The following is a 17,560-nucleotide window of genomic DNA, read 5'->3' as shown; positions in this document are numbered from 1 at the left end:
AGGGTCAGCGCATGACGACCAACCGCCTTGTTCAACATGCTGTCGTACAAGCAACACCTCTTGCGCGAGACGTTGCTGAAATTCGTGGAGCAATACTGTCCAAGCTCGCGCTGATGGTCGGCCGAGAGCCGGAACGGGCTACCAAGCACGATTGGTACGTGGCCACGGTCTTGACGCTACGCGATCGCATCGTTCATCGCTGGCTGCAGTCGGATCGCGAGACCCGCCGCGAAGGGAAGAAGCGCGTCTATTATCTTTCACTCGAGTTCCTGATCGGGCGATTGTTCACCGATGCGCTGAGCAACCTGGAACTGATGCCAGCCTTCGACAGCGCACTCAGAACGCTTGGCATTGACCTTGCTACGTTGAAGACCGTCGAGCCGGATGCCGCCCTTGGCAATGGCGGGCTTGGTCGCCTTGCTGCGTGCTTCATGGAAAGCATGGCGAGCCTTGCCATTCCTGCACAAGGTTATGGGATCCGCTACGAACACGGTTTGTTCCGGCAACTGATTTCGCAAGGTTGGCAAGAAGAGTTTCCCGAGCAATGGTTGAATTCTGGCAACCCATGGGAATTTGAACGACCGGACACGGTCTACAATATCCACTATGGCGGACACATCCGCCGCATCGAGCAACGGAGTGGCCACCAGCGAATCGAATGGGTGCCGGCAGAGACGCTGCAAGCAGTAGCCTACGATACGCCGATCGTCGGTTGGCGCGGCAAGCACGTCAACGCTCTGCGCCTATGGTCGGCCCGGGCCGTCGATCCGATGCAGCTCGATACCTTCAATCGCGGCGACCATCTCGGCGCCATGTCTGAGATGGCGCGGGCGGAAGCGATCTCGAAGTTCCTCTATCCGAGCGATGAAACCGCTGCCGGCAAGGAACTGCGGCTGCGGCAGGAATATTTCTTTGTTTCGGCTTCGCTGCAAGACATCATCGAGAACCATCTCCGCACCGACGGAAGCATTCGAACTCTCGCCTCGAAGGCGGCAATCCAGCTTAACGACACGCATCCTGCGCTCGCCGTTCCCGAACTCATCCGTCTGCTGATCGACAAGTATAACGTCAGTTGGAGTGAAGCCCGCGATATCTCTCGCCGAGCCATTTCTTATACCAATCACACCTTGCTGCCCGAGGCGTTGGAGTCGTGGCCGATCGAGCTGTTCGAACGTACGCTCCCGCGTCATCTGGAGATCATCTATCGCCTGAACGTGGACAATCTCCTCGCCGCCGAAATGCGGAGGCCGGATGACAGCCGGTACATCGCGTCGGTATCGCTCATTGACGAAACTGGTGGCCGCCGCGTTCGGATGGGACACCTCGCCTTCATCGGCTCACACCGGATCAACGGCGTGTCGGAAATGCATTCCGAACTGATGCAGAAGACGGTATTCGCCGACCTAAACACGCTGTATCCGAACAGAATCACCAACAAGACCAACGGCATTACCTTTCGTCGTTGGCTGCATCAATGTAATCCAGGCTTGACCGATCTCGTCAAGGAAACATGCGGACCGATCGTGCTCGACGACCCGTTCGCAGCACGTCAACTGGAACGCTTTTCCGAGACACGATCGTTCCAAGACCGCTTTGCGCAGATCAAGCGCCAGAACAAAATACGGCTGGCGGCATCAATCGCGGATAGGCTGAGCATCAATCTCGATCCGTCGGCGATGTTCGACATCCAGATCAAGCGCATCCACGAATACAAGCGCCAGCTTCTGAACGCTTTGGAGACCATTGCGCTCTATCAGGCGATCCGCAACGAACCGCAGCGCGACTGGACACCACGGGTCAAGATCTTCGGTGGAAAGGCGGCCGCGAGCTATCACCAGGCCAAACTGATCATTAAACTGATCAACGATATCGCTCAGCGGATCAATGCCGATCGTTCGATCCGCGATCTGCTCAAGGTCGTTTTCATTCCGAACTACAATGTCAGCGCTGCAGAGGTGCTGATTCCGGCCTGCGATCTATCCGAACAGATTTCCACAGCAGGCATGGAAGCGTCCGGAACCGGCAATATGAAACTTGCCCTGAATGGCGCACTGACCATCGGAACGCTGGATGGCGCCAACATCGAGATTCGCGATCATGTCGGCGAAGAAAACATCTTCATCTTTGGCATGACTGCCAATGAAGTCGTCAAGCGTCGCGGTCTCGGACTGGATGCGACCGACACCATTCGTCATTCGGCAGCTTTGAGCGGTGCCATCGATGCGCTCGATGCCGGCGAATTCTCTCCCGACGATCCATCCCGGTTCGCGCCCATTACTCACGCTCTGCGCCACCTTGATTACTACATGGTGTCCGCAGACTTCGATGCCTATTTCGATGCACAGCGGCGCATTGATCGCGTTTGGGGGACACCTCAATGGCACGCAATGGCCATTCTTAACGTCGCACGCATGGGATGGTTTTCGGCCGACCGCACAATCCGCGAATACGCGGAGGATATCTGGGACGTTTCCAGTGATGGAAACAAGGGCGGCTAAAGCATGATCCGGAGAAGTGCGCAGCGGCTTTCCAAAGAGATCATGCTTAAACAATAAGCTAAAGCGGTGGGACGATTCATCCCAATCTCATCGCGTTTTATCCATCCCATTCCGCTGCGGATGCACGTGGTGATTACCGAGTCGTTGCGCTACGCCTTGTCGGAAGACCTTGCATCAAGCACCAGTTACGCCGAAATCTCAGATGTCATTGTTCATCTGGCGAACTTGCTCGCGCGCTTCCTCTCCCTCTGGAATCGGGCGGCCGCTATCGCGCCACTCAATCGCCGCCTTGAATCCGTACGTCTGCGCGTAGCGTCGGAACCAAAGGCCCTCGGGGTTGTGGCGCGAAATGCCGTCCATGATAGTGGCAAGCGACTGAGTCTGCTCGAGGCCCATGTTGAGCATCACCTGATTCACAACCAGCTTGTGCATGGCCAGGTGACTCTTGGGGACACCGGCAATGCGGTTAGCCAGGCGCATCGTCGCCTCTTCCAGCTCAGCAATCGGAACGGCCTCGTTGGCCAGCCCCCAGTCGGCGGCGCGCCGGCCGTCGATCATATCGCCAGTAAACATGAGCTGCTTGGCACGTGTAGGTCCAAGCCTGAAAGTCCACATCGCCGTCGTCGGGCAGCCCCATACGCGTGTGGGCATGTAACCAATTTTGGCATCTTCAGCCATGATGAGCATGTCGCAGCTCAACGCGATGTCGCTTCCACCGGCAACGGCGTGCCCGTGAACCTTCGCAATGGTTGGCTTCGAGCAGCGCCACAGGCTCATGAATTGCTCTGTGTTCTCCTTCATCGAGGCATAGTCGACCATCGGATCCCAAGGATGGTTCTCCTGCTGGTTAGGATGTCCCTTCTTACGCTCAGCGTAGTGGGCGAGGTCATAGCCGCCGCAAAATCCCTTACCCGCGCCTTCAACAACAATGACGTGAATATCATCGTTCTTCTCCGCCCATTTCACGGCTCGCTGTATCTCTTCAGGCGTTTCATCATTGATCGCATTGAGCCGCTCGGGACGGTTCAGGAGCAGCCGCGCCACCCGAGGCGCGTTCTCGTCGGCTTCAATCGACAGCGTCGAAAACTTCGGCATGAAATTCCCCCATTGAATGACAGACAGTCAGCATTGACTGTAGCATGCATCCTGCTACCGTCAACGGTGACGGTCCAATGGAACATCAGATGTCTGCCAAACTGCACTCGCAAAATCTCGAATCGGCGGGTCAGCAAACTCGCAAGAGACTGCTGAATGCAGCCGTGGAGTGCCTCATCGAGTTCGGCGTAGCCGGCACCACCACACTCGCGGTCCAACATCGCGCAGCGGTCAGCCGCGGCGCCCTGCTCCATCACTTTCCGAGTCATGCCGAGTTGCTGGCAGCTACGGTGACCGAACTGGTGGCGCGAAATGAACTGGCGGTGGGCGCATCGCGTCAGAAATCTCAGGGCATCGAAGATCCGCTTGAGCGCGTCATGCAAGCGCTGGCTTACGCCGCCCGGCAGCCGGCTTACTTGGCTGAACTGGAGCTATGGGCTGTTGCGCGAACGGACCCTCATCTCAAGCGCGTTCTTCTGACCGCTGAGCGGAGGGCGCGGCGAGACAGTGACCGTGTCCATGAGAAGCTGTTTCGCGAATGGAGCGATTCCGAAGCATTCCAAGACGTTATGGCACTAACGCAGTATTTCATCCGCGGCCTTGCCATTTCAGAGAATTTGAGGAGCTCAGCGATCCGACGTGATCGATTGATCGCGATATGGACCAAATCCGCGCGCCTCATGCTCGAGCGCAATGATTCCCACGGCCGCTATGGGGAAACGTCGGCACCAAGGTAAGCGGACCGAAACACTGATAATGCGGGCGCGATATGATGCCCATCCGGAGCGGCAGAAAGCGGGAGAATGCGGCAAGTTATTTCGCGAGACGAAGCAACGATCTCTGGCATCCCGGTGAAGTGCTGCTCGACATGATCAGTCGCGCGTGCTTCCCAACGTGCGAATGATTTTCCGCTGCTCAAGCTGCAGGGTTGGCTCAAACCCAAGCTAGACGACAATAGGGACGCCCGCCCCTGTATTGGGCGATATCGGGGTTCGGTGGCGATCGTTCACTGACTGAATAAATGAAAATGCTCCACCGAAGCGAAACGAGTGATCCTCTGCCCCTTGCCCGCTGTGATCCGCAGCTAAGTTGAGAGACTCAGGTAGCCTTCACCGCCACGCTTGCACGCGTCCAAACGCTAGCGAGCAGAGTTGAACCCGACGATCACCAGTTGAACCGGACGCCGAAAGTACCGGCGGCGGCGGTCTGTTTGCTACGGCCATCGTCGAGCGACCAGCGGTAACTGCCTTGCCCGTAGAGACTCATGTTCTGATTGACGCGCGCAGTGATGCCACCGCCAACCTCGAGCGCCGTACCGCCGAAGCGAGTCTCGATGGCGGGCGAGGACTGACCGAACATCGCGCTGTCGTTGCCGGAGAAGGCGTGCCAAAGATTGATCCGCGCATAGGGCTGCCAGAGAGTGCCTTGCGCGTCCCGATTGGTATACTGCAGCCGGGCTCCGAGCCGTCCCGTCCAGGCGTTGCCCTCGCTCCAGTTCACACCTGAATAGGTGTCGCTGGAGCGATCCACCGAGATCGTTTGGGAGACGATCTGCGCCTGCGGCTCGATCTGCCAACGGTTGCCTTCACCGAAGCGGATTGGGTAGCCAGCCTCAAGCGAAGCGGTATAGCCGGTGGCCTTCGTGGACAGGCCGGCACCGTAGTCCGAGCGCGCGTTGATGTCGTATGAGGTGCCCTGGAACACGGCGTCGACATACCAGCCGCTGGGCCCGAAATGGGTCCAGTAGGCGCCAGCCGAATATCCTGCCATCGAAAGCCGACCAACACGGAGATTCTGAACACCGAGGGCGAAGCCGGAAACTGAGGGCGCGCTGTAATCGGTATAGGCGCCGTAGACGCCGAGATGGTCGCGATGGCCGCCGGCATAGGGATCGGTACGGACGATATCGATGCCAGCTTGCACGCCAATGAGATTGCCGTTGGCGGAGCTGTCGACGGTGCCATCCCAGCGGCTGCGGGTGCGTTCGCCAATGGCGCGGGCCCAGACGCCATTGACGTAACCGCTGCCGGTCAGGGCACGGATATTTTCCTCCTCGCCAACGCGCTCATGCAGTGTGCCGAGGGTCGTGAGCGCCATTTGCCTGCCGATTGCGGGAATGGGCGCATAGAGCGCCACCTCCGGCCGGTAGAGCGGGATTGCGGGAGCGTTCGGCGTTTCTGGCGTTTCCGGCACGCTCGGCGTTGTCGGCGTGTCGATGAGGTAGGAGCGCAGGAACCAGTCATCGGCGCTGGTGCTGCCGCCACGGAAGAGCTGATACTCATAGGCACCAGCGGCGACTCGATGGCCGAGCGTGAAGGCGTCGGTCGCAGTGGTGCCGCCGCCGGTCACCTGCACCAGACGAATGCCATCTGCCACAGTTTGCGCGCCGGGGCCGCCGGCATTGTTGACCAGCACCGAGGTTGTGCCGCTGGCTCGGCCGCCATCGATCACCAGCAGATTGGTCGGCGAGTTGTCTGCGCCAAGAAAGGTATTGAAGCCGATGCGGCTTCCGGCGCTGCCGGTGTAGCTGCCAGCCGTCAGCGTGCTGTAGGCTCCCGGCCGTGCCAGAAACTGGATCAGGCCGGCATTGGTCACCGTGCCAGTTGCGTTGGAATCCCCTGTCACATGCCAGGCGCTGCTGCCATCGATCGCGATCTGGGTTGCGTTCCGAGCCAAGCCGGTCCAGAGGCTGCCCTGCGCCAGCGCAACGCCAGCGGTATTGCCAACATCGGCCAGCAGGTCACCCGTCCATTGCGACGCAGTCAGGCTAACGCTAGCGGTATTGCCCGAGCCAATCAGCGCCAGATTGCCCGCCCAGCGACTGTTGCTGAGGTTGTAGACGAGGGTCGAAGGATCGACGACGATGTCGCCGGTGAGCGCCGGTATGCCATCGATGTTCAGCGTCAGGTTAGCCGGATTGCCCGCAGCATCCTCGGTCACGCGCGCCAGCAATGGCCGGTCGTTCACGACCGCCGGGCTGATCGCAGTGCCGCCGTTGATCGAGACGGTGCCGGTGCCGCCTTCAGCCAAGACGATCGCACCGCTGGCGGCGCTCAAGCTGCCGCCAACAACCGACACAGTGCTCGGAGTGCTGCCTGCAAGGTAGATCGCTGCCGAGCCGGCGCCGCTGACCCCAATCGCGGTGCCGGTGGCAGAAAGCATGCCGCCGTTGATGGCGGTGATACCATGTGCGGCACTGCCTGTGGTGCTGACCGAGCCGCCGGTGACTTGCACACTGCCCGCATTGCTAGCCTGGATGCCGGCGGCGAAATCTCCGGCGGTGGCGATGGCGATACGGTTCAGGGTGATGGCACTACCGGCCCCTTGCGCCTGAGCACCAAAGGCGTTCTGTCCCTGCGTGGCGACCGTGACATCCGTGGCGTCGATCGCGCCGCCCACCATCGCCCGCAGTCCCGCCGCGTTGACGTTCGCGGTGTTTATCGTGGTGCCGTCCAGGACGATGCTGCTGCCGCTGCCAGTCGCCCGGGCGCCATCGGCACCGCCGACGGTGAACGTATCGGCACCGTTGGTCGCGATCGTACCGCCCATCACCAAGGCCGTGCCGCCCTGGCTAGCCCTGATGCCGATGGCACCGTCACCATTGGTCGTGATCTTGCCGTTCTGCACCTGCAGCCGACTACCCGCCCCGGCCACATCCGCGCCATGGGCCTCCAAGCCTACCTCAGCGTCTGGGAACTGGAGAACCGGTGTGGAGCCTCCCGTCACCCGGAATCCGGTACTGACCTCGGTGCCCGTCACGAGGACTGTGCTTCCACCGCGGACAAGCAAGCCGGCGCTGGACGGACCAGTCGTACGGACGATGGTGTCGGTCAGGGTGACCGTGCTGCCCCCATCGGCCTGCGCGCCGGGAGAATTGCGTTGATAGGTGAAGATCCCATAGCCCGAGAAATCAACCCGGCCTCCGGCATCAGCCCATATACCCGGGCTGTTCGCACCATAGGTGGCGGACGTCGCACCATTGCTGACTTGGATTCTGCTGCCGGGTCCTCGAGCGAGGATGCCGGGAGCATCGGCGATGATAGTGCCTCCGAAGTAGTCGCCTGTCACGACGGCACCCCCGTTGAGGACGATCGCTCCCCCGCTGGTGGCGAACAGCCCGACGCTGTCGGCACTCAAGACGTTTACGTAAGTGTTGTTCAACACAAGGCTGCTGCCTACTCCCGAAGCCACGGCGCCGGAAGCATTGGTTGCGCCCATGCTAAAGGTATTCAAGCTGTTGAGGATGATAGAGCCACCGATATCCGCAAAGACGGCCGAAGCACCCGTGCCGTACGTTTGGATATCGGCGCGCGTCAGGGAGACTGTCCCGCCGCTGGCCGCATAGGCACCATATGCGCCATCGCCGAAGGTGTTCACCCCACTCTCAGTCAGCGTAACCCTGCTGCCCGCTCCAACCGCTCCAATGCCATAAGCACCGGCATCGTTCGTGTAGAGAGCCGTATTGTCGGCGGTGATCAGGCCTCCGCCACTGGCATAGAGGGCATGACTGCCCGCACCATAGGTCGTGATCTCGCTGAGCGAGGTGGCGCTGTCGGGCGTGCCGGTCAGGACGATCGTCCCGCCACTGTTCGCGTATGCGCCGTAGCCGTTGCCGGTCACCAGAAGATGGGTGGACGTGGCGCTGTAGCTCCCGGTGCCGGAGACCTCGACCACGGTACCCGGACTTGTCCGATCGGTGAAGGCTGGATCCGTGCAACTGCCGGAGGAGACGCTGACTGCTGCCGGCGGTGGCGGAGAGCACTGCGCGAGCGCCTGCGCGGAAGGCAGCAGCGCTGTCGTTGCAGCGGCCAGGATAATCCGCTGGCAACCAACGGAGCTCGACAGCACGCCTCTCAGCAAGCTGCCGGTTGTCGCGGCGAAACTGGAAGCGGCAATTCGCGTCTCCACGCGGTCAGCAGACAATTGGCGCACTCCTCTTCCGCGAATCACCTCAAGCTGAGGCATCCGGGAATCGTAACAAATACTCTTATAAAATCATTACATGGGATCAGGAGAGACCAACGGCTCCCTCGGGCTCGACGATAAATTGATACTGGATTTGCAGCTCTCACTCCTTGCTGAAGGAGCTCATGGCACAAGAAGGAGGACTGCAAAAATAGATGCAGAAAATGTCTATTCTTGTCGGTCGCGTGAGCGCTACGATCTTCTCCTCAGAGTCTGACTCAGAATGATGTCTGCGGGCTTTCATGGCTTTGCCAGGCGTCTGTGAGGAGCCTGAGATGGGCGACGAGAAGCCAGGGGACTTCTGTGCTGGCAGCACCTTCGAAGTCTCTGGCGAGCCGCCGGCAGCGGCCGAACCAGGCGAAGGTGCGCTCGACGACTCAGCGCCGCGGCAGGAGCTGGAAGCCTTTGACGCCGTGCGGCCGCTTGACGATCTCGATTTGCCACGGACCACAGTGGGCCATGGCATCTGTCAGCTGTTGGCCGCGATAGACGCGATCGGCAAACACATGGCGCAGCTTGGGAAGTTCCTGGCGAATATGCTCGAGCAAAGCGACAGCACCATGGACATCCTGCACGTTGGCCGGATGGACATGAACCGCCGGCAATAGGCCCTCGGTATCGGTGACAATGTGCCGCTTGCGGCCATAGACGCGCTTACCCCGGTCAAAGCCTCGTGGTCCGCCAGCCTGTGTTGTCGTAGCGCTTTGGCTGTCGATGATCGCCGCCATCGGGCTCGGCTTGCGCGTCCCAGTCTGCGACGAGCATACCGAACCAGAACCTTGACGAGCTTGTGCCACAGCCCGTTGTCGCGCCACGCGTAGAAATAGCCTTGAACCGAGTACGGCGGGAACTCGCGCGGCAACGCCCGCAGAACGTACAGAATGGCCTCGATCACGTTGCGAAAATCGACCTTCCGCGGTCGGCTCAAGCGGCGCCGGGGAGGCAGGCGGCGGGCAATCAAACGCCACTCTTCATCCTTCATGTCACCTGCATAGCGCAGGCCGTCGCGCAGATACTGACCACGAGTGATTTTAGTCCATACCATCGTGTTCTCCCTCGAATCTCGCAAATCCGAAGGAATCACAGCCGATCATTCACTGCTTTTTCGGTCAGGCTCTTAGAACGGGGCGCCTCCTTCTTCTCCCTGTCTCGGCTAGTCTTCAGCGATCACCGGATTGCGCAAGACACCGATACCGGAAATCTCGACCTCGACGATGTCGCCCGGCTTCATGAACAGCGGTGGTGTCCGCTTCAGGCCGACGCCGCCAGGGGTGCCGGTGACGATCACGTCACCTGGCAGAAGCGGAAGGATGGCCGAGCAATAGGCAATCAGATCCGGGATGCTGGTGATCAGTTTATCCGTCGTTGTGTGCTGCACCTGCTGGCCGTTCAGTCGCGTTTCCAGCGTCAGCTTCGATGGATCGGGGATCTCGTCGGCGGTGACGAGCCACGGACCGAAGGCGCCGGTGCCGTGGAAAGTCTTGCCTGATAAGAACTGTGTCGTGTGGCGTTGCCAGTCGCGGATGCTGCCTTCATTATAGCAGGCATAACCTCCGACATGTTCGAGCGCCTCATCCCTCGCAATGTGGCGCCCCTCTCTGCCGATTACCACCGCAAGCTCGCCCTCATAATCGAACTGCTCCGAGACCGCAGGCTTGATCATCGGCTGCAGATGACCGACTTGGCTACCGGCAAAACGCGCAAAGAGAGACGGCTTCTCGGTGGCTGTGCGGCCCACCTCGGCTACGTGATCGTGATAATTCATGCCGACGCAGATGATCTTGTCGGGGTCTGGAATAACTGGCACGAGCACGACGTCGGCCAGAGCCATGTCCGCCGCGGACCGAGCCAGGATCGCGTTCGCCTCATCAAGAGCCGCGCTGCCGAGCAACTGGCGCAGCGTTCTTAGCCCATGCCTGCCGAGGCGCTCGCCCAGATCGACGATACCGTCGTCGCCCTTGACGGCACCATAAGACGACTTGCCGTCGCGGAGGAAGGAAACGAGTTTCATCTATGCACCTGTGTTGGTCGTTGTTTGCGCGAAAGGCTAAAGCTGCGCGGCCGACAGGGCTCGCAATGACGTTGATCGCGGAACGGCTTGCAGCAGCGCGGCCAGCTCTTGCGCATTGCGGGCGGCCCCCAGCACATACCGATCAGGCCGGACAAGCACCGCGCTGGTGCCATTTTCTTCAAGCCACGCCTGCAGCGACGTCACTGGATCATCGATGACCCGCAAGCCGTGTTCACGAATACAGGCATGGCTCTCCTGCGGAAGCGCAGCGATGAATGCCGGTGCAGCCAGCAAGGCGAAATCGTAACCGGTCACCTGATCGAGCCGCTGGCCACTGCGCAGCGTCGGCTGCGGCGCCAATTGACCGGTGAGTCGGCTGTCTCCCGCCTGCAGGCCTGGTCCCAACAACGGTTTCGTCGACTTGAGCGTCACCGTTTCGTCGGCTTTGCGGCCAAGCGTCGCCAGCGCGTGGCCCATGTTCTTGGTATTGATGATACCGCCGAGCCGGATCGCACGCTCGATGTACTCGCGCACGTGTGGCGACCGTTCGCTCTCGTAACTGTCGAGCAGATTGTCGGGCGCGCGACCAGTGACGACGTCGGCAAGCTTCCACGCCAGGTTCGACGCATCGCGAATTCCCGCGCACATGCCCTGCCCCAGGAACGGCGGCGTCTGATGCGCGGAATCGCCCGCCAGCAGCAGCCTGCCCGCACGCCAAGCCTCCGCAACCACCGAATGGAACGTGTAGACGGCCGAGCGTTCGATATCGCCATCCTCAGGCGTGACCCACCTCTGCAAAAGCTCCCAGATTCGCTCCGGGCTGGTCACGATATGCGCTTCCTCGCCTGGATGCAGCGTAATCTCCCAGCGGCGTCGGTTACCAGTGCCGCGGACATAGGTCGCGGGACGTACCGGGTCGCAATGCTGCACGCTGAAATCCCCGAGATCGGGGCGCGACCGCCGCAGCATGAAATCCAGCACCAGCCAGCGCTCATGAAAGCCAAGGTCGTCGAGACCTGCTCCCATGAAGCGCCGCACCAGCGAGCGCGCACCATCGCAGCCGACGACATACTTTGCCCGGCAATGCGAGAGCCGTCCGCTCGACAGGCTCTCGTAACGCACGGTTACCCCGTCGGCATCCGTATCCAGCGCAAACACATCGCAACGGGACTGCACCGTCACGCTCGACCAGCGCAGCAAGCCGTCCCGCAGCACGTGTTCAAGGTCCGGCTGATGGAATCGGTAACTCGAATGCCAACCCTGTGGCGTGATCTCCGCCGGTCGCGACCAGTCCATAATCAGCTTGCCGTTGGCATCGATGAAGTGCATGCCAGGTGACAGAATAACGTTCGACGATATCGCCGCACTCAGGCCGATGGTCTCGAACACACGCATGACTTCGTCATCGAAGTGGACGGCGCGCGGCAGATGATACGCCGTCGCTTCGCGCTCAAGCACGACGGTTCGGACGCCACGCAGTCCCAGCAGGTTCGCCAGTGTCGCACCTACGGGACCGTAGCCGACGATGACAACATCGACGTCAGGATCGAGCTGTTGAACTGTGTTTCGCATGCTGCTTCCATCGAACGGCACCATCGTTGCAGCAAGCAACACGCGCTAACTGTCCGCAAGATGGACAGAGCGACCAGAAAATGGACGGAGCCCGAAGAAGACTCCGGCAGCCTTGACGAAGATCGGCATACCCTTGTCCGCCTGTCGGACAAACCCAACGCCACGATGTTTACCCGCACGCCGGCGCGTTATCGCTGATCGGTTCGCCGCCTTGAAACAACGAGCGCAGCACACATGACATTGCCGGTAATCGACGTTCACGCGCATATCCTGCCTAGCCTTTATCTTGAGGCAATGCGTCGGGCGGGTCTCTGCGACCGGGCGGGCAACCCCGTTGGCGATGGCTTCCCATTTCCGACCTGGAGCCTCGATGACACGCTGCGCATCATGGATCGCTACGCCATCCGAGCGTCCGTGCTTTCAATCACGGCACCCGGTGCGCAATTTGAGCGAGGCGCCGATGCCGTAGCCCTCACTCGCGCGCTCAACGATGCCATGGCCGAGATCGTGCGCGCATATCCGCAGCGCTTTGCGGCCCTTGGTGTTCTGCCGTTATCGAACATCGATGCGTCCTTGCAAGAAATCGAGCGCACCCTTGACCAGCTGAAGTTCGATGGCGTCGGCCTGTTCAGCAACGCCGATGGCGCCTATCTCGGCGACAAGCGTTTCGCACCTCTATTCGAGGAGCTCGATCGGCGCAGGGCCGTCGTGTTCGTGCATCCCGCCCAACCGCCATCGTTTGAACGGTTCAGCATCGGCCTTCCTTCGCCGATTCTCGAGTATCCGTTCGACAGCACGCGTATGCTCGCGAGCCTGCTCTACTCGGGCGCGCTCGCACGCTACACCAACATCAAGCTGATCGTGCCGCATGGCGGTGGCACCGTGCCCTACCTTGCCGCACGCATCGCGCGTTCGGCGTCCGCTGTGTTTCAAACAGGCCCAAGGACACCACCGGATGAGGCCATGCAGCTGCTGCGCTCGGTCTACTACGACCTGACTGCCATGAGCGAAGTCGGTAATCTGGCTCTGTTAAGGGAGTTTGTGCCGGCGGATCGCCTTCTGGTCGGTTACGACTATCCTTTCCGCCCCGAGAGCACCATCGCGTCGCAGCGGTCCGCGCTCGACGGCTTCGAGGGCTTCACCGATGAACAGAAGGCAATAATCCGCAGCGGCAATGCGCTTCGTCTGTTCCCGCGCCTCGCCCAATGATCAAGCGGTGTCTCCAAGTGTAATCGCCGCCTCCAACAGCGGTGCAGCGAACTGGCTGATAGCCTCCGGCAGGTCCAGCGCAGTCCTGATCCAGATCACGGAAATACAAGCCAGCACATAGCCGTCGCGCAGGATCGGCACCGCGATGCTTGAGGTCCGCTCGTTATATTCGCCATCGCTGCGCACAGCAAAACCGCGAGCACGGGTGTCGGCAATCATCTGGGCAACGTATTTCGGCAGCAGGTACGGTCGATCCTCCGCCTCGTCGATCCGCGCAATATGCTTGAGGATGATCTCGCGCTCGGCTTCTGGGCAATATGCCAGATAGGCCCGTCCTGCCGACGTCCGCAGCAACGGCAGCCTGCGGCCGATCATACCTCGGTCGATCGATAGCGGGCTGCGTGCGTGGGTCGTCTCCTGGATAACCATCGCCGCGTTCTCATAGGTTGACAGATCGACTGGCCAAACGAGCCGCTTTGAGAGCTCGCCGATCACCGGAGCCGCCGCCTGGCTGACGACAATACCCGGGTCGTATCCATCACCGAGGCTACTGGCGCGGCGCGTCACCCGAAAGCGCTCGTCCGATGCGCTTCGCGCCACATAACCAAGCTCTTCAAGAGTTTCGAGCAGCCTGTAAACGGTCGGCCTTGCCAGGTTTAGCCGCTGCGCGAGCTCGCCAGCCCGAATGCCACCGGAACGGTTCACTTCCAGCAAGACATCGAGTCCACGCTTGATCGACCGAACCCCGTCTATACGCTTATTGCCTTGCTCGGACATTGCCTGCGATCACCTGCGGCCCGCGGTGGATTTCGGTTGTCCGCCTCATGGACAGAACCGGATCGTCAGTTGAGCCGCGTCTAAAGGGAAATGTAAAGATCAATCCTACAGTCCGCCGCTTGCGGCGTTTTACGATGCACGCAGTGTTGTCCGGAGGTCCCATGGAATCGAATACGGGATTGAACACGGAGTTGAAATCGCTCGGCTATATCGGCGTCCGCTCGCCGAAGCTGGATGATTGGAGCCACCTCGCCACCAAGCTCCTTGGCATGCAGCAGGTCGACGACAGCAAAGCCACGCGGGCATTTCGCATGGATGATCGCAAGCAGCGCTATATTATCACTGACGATGGCGCGGACGGTATCGGCTTCATGGGCTGGGAGGTCGACAATCCAGGCGATCTCAATGCACTGGCACGCCGGCTGGAAGCCGCGGGTATCGCTGTTCTGCAAGGTTCACGGGCGCTGGCTGAACAACGGCGCGTGACCGATCTGATCGTCTTCACCGACCCGGCGGGGAATCGTCTCGAGGCGTTCTGGAAACCTGAGATTGCCGATACGCCCTTCGTACCCGGTCGTCCGATCTCCGGTTTCAACACCGGTCCTCTCGGCATGGGCCATGTCGTCATGAACGTAGCCAATGTCGATCTCTTGCTGCCGTTCTATCGTGACCTGCTCGGCTTTCGTATCAGCGATTATAGTCTGCAGCCTTACAAACTCTACTTCTTCCACATCAACGGCCGCCATCACAGCTTCGCCATGGTCGAAACCGGCAAACAGACCCTGCATCATTTCATGGTCGAGCTCGGCAGCCTCGATGATGTCGGACAGGGCTATGACCTCGCACAGTTGCAGGATAACGGCATCGCCTATTCGCTCGGACGGCACACCAACGACTATATGACATCGTTCTATATGCGCACCCCGTCCGAGTTTTTCATCGAGTATGGTTGGGGCGGACGTGTGATCGACCCGAACACTTGGCAACCGCACGAAACTTTCGACGGGCCGAGCTTCTGGGGACATGAAAGGTTCAACCTGCCACCCGACCAGCGCAGTCAGATGCGACAGTTGCGGCTCGACGCCGCCGCACGCGGCATCCGCGCGCCCGTGAACTGCGCCTGGTTTGAAGCCGTCACCGGCCGCGGCTGACTCCTGACGCGTTGAACCTCTTCGTCCTCTCAGTCGATTGGAGACCTCATGGTCGCGACTCCGCGTACCTGCGCCCTGCTTATTGCCCTTGCTTTGTCATTGCCTGCCCTGACGGCCCGCGCCGAGACTCGGGAGTGGCCGACGAAGTATGTTCGACTGATCGTGCCCGGCTCATCAGGCAGTGCGCCGGATGTCATGGCACGCTTCATCGCAGACCGCCTCACCCAGAAGTGGGGACAACAGGTGATTGTCGAAAACCAGCCGGGCGCAGGCGGCAACATCGGCGTCGCGGCGGCGGCGCGAACGGCGCCGGATGGCTATACTCTCCTGTTCAGCCAGGCCGCACCGTTGGCATTAAACCAGCACATCTTCAAGCAGATGCCGTTCAGCATCGAGAACGACTTCGATCCGGTTATCTTCATCGGCGACGGTCCGATGCTGATCGCGGCATCTCCAAAGATTGGCGTCAAAACGATTCCAGAATTGATCGCACGGGCAAAGGCCAATCCTGGCAAGCTCTCCTATGCGACACCTGGCGTGAAGAACGTTCCGCATCTGACCGGCGAGTTGTTCAAGTCGATGACCGATGTGGACATGCAGCACGTCTCCTACCGCACCAACTCGCAGGCGATCACCGATACGATGACCGGCGTCGTCGATCTGGTGATCGACGGCGTCCCGGCCCTGATGCCGCAAATCAGAGCCGGCAACCTTGTCCCGCTTGGCGTGACTTCGGACCGGCATTTGCCGGGGCTTGAAGGCCTTCCCCTGGTGAGCGACACGCTATCGAAATTCGCAATCTCCGGATGGTTCGCGGTGTTGGCCCCTAAAGGAACACCGCCCGCTATTATCGCGCAATTGAATAGCGACATTCAGGCTGCGCTGCAGATAGATGAGCTTTTGGTCCGCATGCGCGACTTGGGAGTTTACCGTGATCTTTCAAATACGACGCCGGAGCAACTTGCCGCCTACATTCGTGCTCAGTCCAACATGTTCGGCAAGATTGCCGAGTCCGCCAAGATCGAGCGGGACTAAGCATGCCTTTCGCGGCTTCAAAATTGAAACAGCTGCGCACTAGATCCTAGGTGCAGGTCCCACAAGCAGCCCGACAAGCGAATCTACACATCGGCCGCACGATCGAGCTCCTGCAGAACCGCGTCGGTCATTGCCGACGTTGTCAGGCTGTCATGTCCCATCGCGATATCCGCAGTGCGCGCGCCCTTCGCAAGCGCCGCCGTCACTGCGCCCTCCAACAAATCCGCGTCACGAGAAGCCCCGACCGTTTCGCGCAAACACAGAGCAAAGCTTAGGATCGCCGCCAGCGGATTGGCGATGCCGCGCCCGGCAATATCGGGGGCACTGCCATGAATGGGCTCATACAGCGCGCGCCGCCGGCCGGTGGCATCGACCCCGGACAACGACGCCGACGCCAACATTCCGAGTGAACCAACAATCATCGCTCCACAATCTGACAACAGGTCACCAAACAGATTGTCTGTGAGCACGACATCGAACTGAGCGGGCCTGCGCACCAGCTGCATCGCGCAATTGTCCGCCAGCATATGATGCAACGGCACGTCCGCGAACTCGCGATCGTGCAAGGACTGAACCGTCTCCCGCCAGAGTCGGCCTGCTTCCATGACATTGGCCTTGTCAACAGAATGCACCACGCCCGGCCGGTCTTGATCGCGGCGCCGGCGCGCCAGTTCGAACGCGACACGCGCCACGCGCTCGATCTCGTCGCTATGGTAAACATGCGTATTCACGCCGCGCCGGCGGCCATCGGCAAGCCGCTCCACCCCGCGTGGCTCGCCGAAGTAGACACCGGCCGTCAGCTCCCGGACGAACACCAGATCAACGGCTTCGATCACTTCGCTTTTGAGGCTCGACATATCGAGCAGCGGCGGAAACGGCCGGATCGGCCGCAGGTTGGCGAAAACGTCGAGCGATTTCCGCAAGCGGAGCAAGCCGCCCCTCTTGCGCTCTTCGGCAGGAATCTGTGCCGTCTGCTGATCGATCGAACCGACTGCGCCAAACAGGATGGCATCGGCCCATTCGATTTCATGCCATGTCTCGTCCGGTATCAAACTGCCATAACGCTGCCAGGACGCCATGCCAAACGGCCGCTCGTGAAGATCCAGCGGCAATGAGCGTACATCGCGAAACCATTCGACAATGCGGCGCACTTCCTGCATCACCTCGATACCGATCCCATCCCCTGGTAAAATGAGCAACCGTACCCGACGCTCAGCAACCATCACGCGTTCGCTCCTCTCTGTATC

General features: G+C 60.4%; 11 protein-coding genes and 1 pseudogene. 5 read left to right on the top strand and 7 right to left on the bottom strand.

The annotated features are described in order from the left end of the window. Positions 1 to 11: 11 nt before the first annotated feature. The gene (locus tag X566_RS13860) at positions 12 to 2,498 is read left to right on the top strand and encodes a glycogen/starch/alpha-glucan phosphorylase (RefSeq protein WP_051444089.1); all 2,487 of its coding nucleotides are present in this window, start codon (positions 12 to 14) and stop codon (positions 2,496 to 2,498) included. 198 nt (positions 2,499 to 2,696) lie between these two features. Here the strand turns inward: X566_RS13860 and X566_RS13855 are convergent, their stop codons facing one another. Continuing rightward, positions 2,697 to 3,593: a crotonase/enoyl-CoA hydratase family protein gene (locus X566_RS13855; RefSeq protein WP_034467156.1), complete on the bottom strand. Its 897-nt coding sequence runs from the start codon at positions 3,591 to 3,593 to the stop codon at positions 2,697 to 2,699. Positions 3,594 to 3,682: 89 nt separating this feature from the next. On the opposite strand from X566_RS13855, the gene X566_RS13850 reads away from it, so the two are divergent. Then, positions 3,683 to 4,330 carry a TetR/AcrR family transcriptional regulator gene (locus X566_RS13850; protein ID WP_051444214.1) on the top strand — a complete coding sequence of 216 codons (648 nt, stop codon included), beginning with the start codon at positions 3,683 to 3,685 and terminating at the stop codon, positions 4,328 to 4,330. A gap of 427 nt (positions 4,331 to 4,757) precedes the next feature. On the opposite strand, the gene X566_RS13845 is transcribed toward X566_RS13850, so the two are convergent. The 4 genes and pseudogenes from X566_RS13845 to X566_RS13830 all read right to left on the bottom strand — a co-directional run bounded on the left by X566_RS13845 (position 4,758) and on the right by X566_RS13830 (position 12,141). After that, the gene (locus X566_RS13845) at positions 4,758 to 8,516 is read right to left on the bottom strand and encodes an autotransporter outer membrane beta-barrel domain-containing protein (RefSeq protein ID WP_160170472.1); all 3,759 of its coding nucleotides are present in this window, start codon (positions 8,514 to 8,516) and stop codon (positions 4,758 to 4,760) included. Between the two features lie 260 nt (positions 8,517 to 8,776). After that, a pseudogene (locus X566_RS24355) lies at positions 8,777 to 9,603 on the bottom strand (IS5 family transposase). 108 nt (positions 9,604 to 9,711) lie between these two features. Next, the gene (locus X566_RS13835; protein ID WP_034467149.1) at positions 9,712 to 10,569 is read right to left on the bottom strand and encodes a fumarylacetoacetate hydrolase family protein; all 858 of its coding nucleotides are present in this window, start codon (positions 10,567 to 10,569) and stop codon (positions 9,712 to 9,714) included. 36 nt (positions 10,570 to 10,605) lie between these two features. After that, a complete protein-coding gene (locus X566_RS13830) occupies positions 10,606 to 12,141 on the bottom strand; it encodes a bifunctional 3-(3-hydroxy-phenyl)propionate/3-hydroxycinnamic acid hydroxylase (RefSeq protein ID WP_034468656.1) in 1,536 nt (511 codons plus the stop codon). Positions 12,142 to 12,381: 240 nt separating this feature from the next. Between X566_RS13830 and X566_RS13825 the strand changes: the two genes are divergently transcribed. Then, positions 12,382 to 13,350 (top strand): amidohydrolase family protein, encoded by a 969-nt coding sequence (locus X566_RS13825; RefSeq protein ID WP_160170471.1) that lies wholly within the window; start codon positions 12,382 to 12,384, stop codon positions 13,348 to 13,350. Here X566_RS13825 and X566_RS13820 read toward each other — a convergent pair whose 3' ends face one another. Continuing rightward, a complete protein-coding gene (locus X566_RS13820) occupies positions 13,351 to 14,127 on the bottom strand; it encodes a DNA-binding transcriptional regulator (protein WP_034467144.1) in 777 nt (258 codons plus the stop codon). Positions 14,128 to 14,288: 161 nt separating this feature from the next. On the opposite strand from X566_RS13820, the gene X566_RS13815 reads away from it, so the two are divergent. Together X566_RS13815 and X566_RS13810 are read left to right on the top strand one after the other, a co-directional pair. Continuing rightward, positions 14,289 to 15,278: a VOC family protein gene (locus X566_RS13815; RefSeq protein WP_034467141.1), complete on the top strand. Its 990-nt coding sequence runs from the start codon at positions 14,289 to 14,291 to the stop codon at positions 15,276 to 15,278. Positions 15,279 to 15,326: 48 nt separating this feature from the next. Continuing rightward, positions 15,327 to 16,313, top strand: coding sequence for a tripartite tricarboxylate transporter substrate binding protein (locus tag X566_RS13810; RefSeq protein ID WP_081740178.1), 987 nt, complete (start codon positions 15,327 to 15,329; stop codon positions 16,311 to 16,313). Between the two features lie 83 nt (positions 16,314 to 16,396). Here X566_RS13810 and leuB read toward each other — a convergent pair whose 3' ends face one another. After that, positions 16,397 to 17,536, bottom strand: coding sequence for a 3-isopropylmalate dehydrogenase (leuB, locus tag X566_RS13805; protein WP_034467139.1), 1,140 nt, complete (start codon positions 17,534 to 17,536; stop codon positions 16,397 to 16,399). Positions 17,537 to 17,560 lie beyond the last annotated feature (24 nt).

Source organism: Afipia sp. P52-10, from assembly GCF_000516555.1.
GTDB lineage: Bacteria > Pseudomonadota > Alphaproteobacteria > Rhizobiales > Xanthobacteraceae > P52-10.
This window is presented reverse-complemented; position numbering and strand designations above follow the sequence as displayed.

Coding starts and splice junctions, on each gene's coding strand:
- X566_RS13860 (WP_051444089.1), top strand. CDS start 12: ATGACGACCAACCGCCTTGTTCAACATGCTGTCGTACAAGCAACACCT.
- X566_RS13855 (WP_034467156.1), bottom strand. CDS start 3,593: ATGCCGAAGTTTTCGACGCTGTCGATTGAAGCCGACGAGAACGCGCCT.
- X566_RS13850 (WP_051444214.1), top strand. CDS start 3,683: ATGTCTGCCAAACTGCACTCGCAAAATCTCGAATCGGCGGGTCAGCAA.
- X566_RS13835 (WP_034467149.1), bottom strand. CDS start 10,569: ATGAAACTCGTTTCCTTCCTCCGCGACGGCAAGTCGTCTTATGGTGCC.
- X566_RS13830 (WP_034468656.1), bottom strand. CDS start 12,141: ATGCGAAACACAGTTCAACAGCTCGATCCTGACGTCGATGTTGTCATC.
- X566_RS13820 (WP_034467144.1), bottom strand. CDS start 14,127: ATGTCCGAGCAAGGCAATAAGCGTATAGACGGGGTTCGGTCGATCAAG.
- X566_RS13815 (WP_034467141.1), top strand. CDS start 14,289: ATGGAATCGAATACGGGATTGAACACGGAGTTGAAATCGCTCGGCTAT.
- X566_RS13810 (WP_081740178.1), top strand. CDS start 15,327: ATGGTCGCGACTCCGCGTACCTGCGCCCTGCTTATTGCCCTTGCTTTG.
- leuB (WP_034467139.1), bottom strand. CDS start 17,536: ATGGTTGCTGAGCGTCGGGTACGGTTGCTCATTTTACCAGGGGATGGG.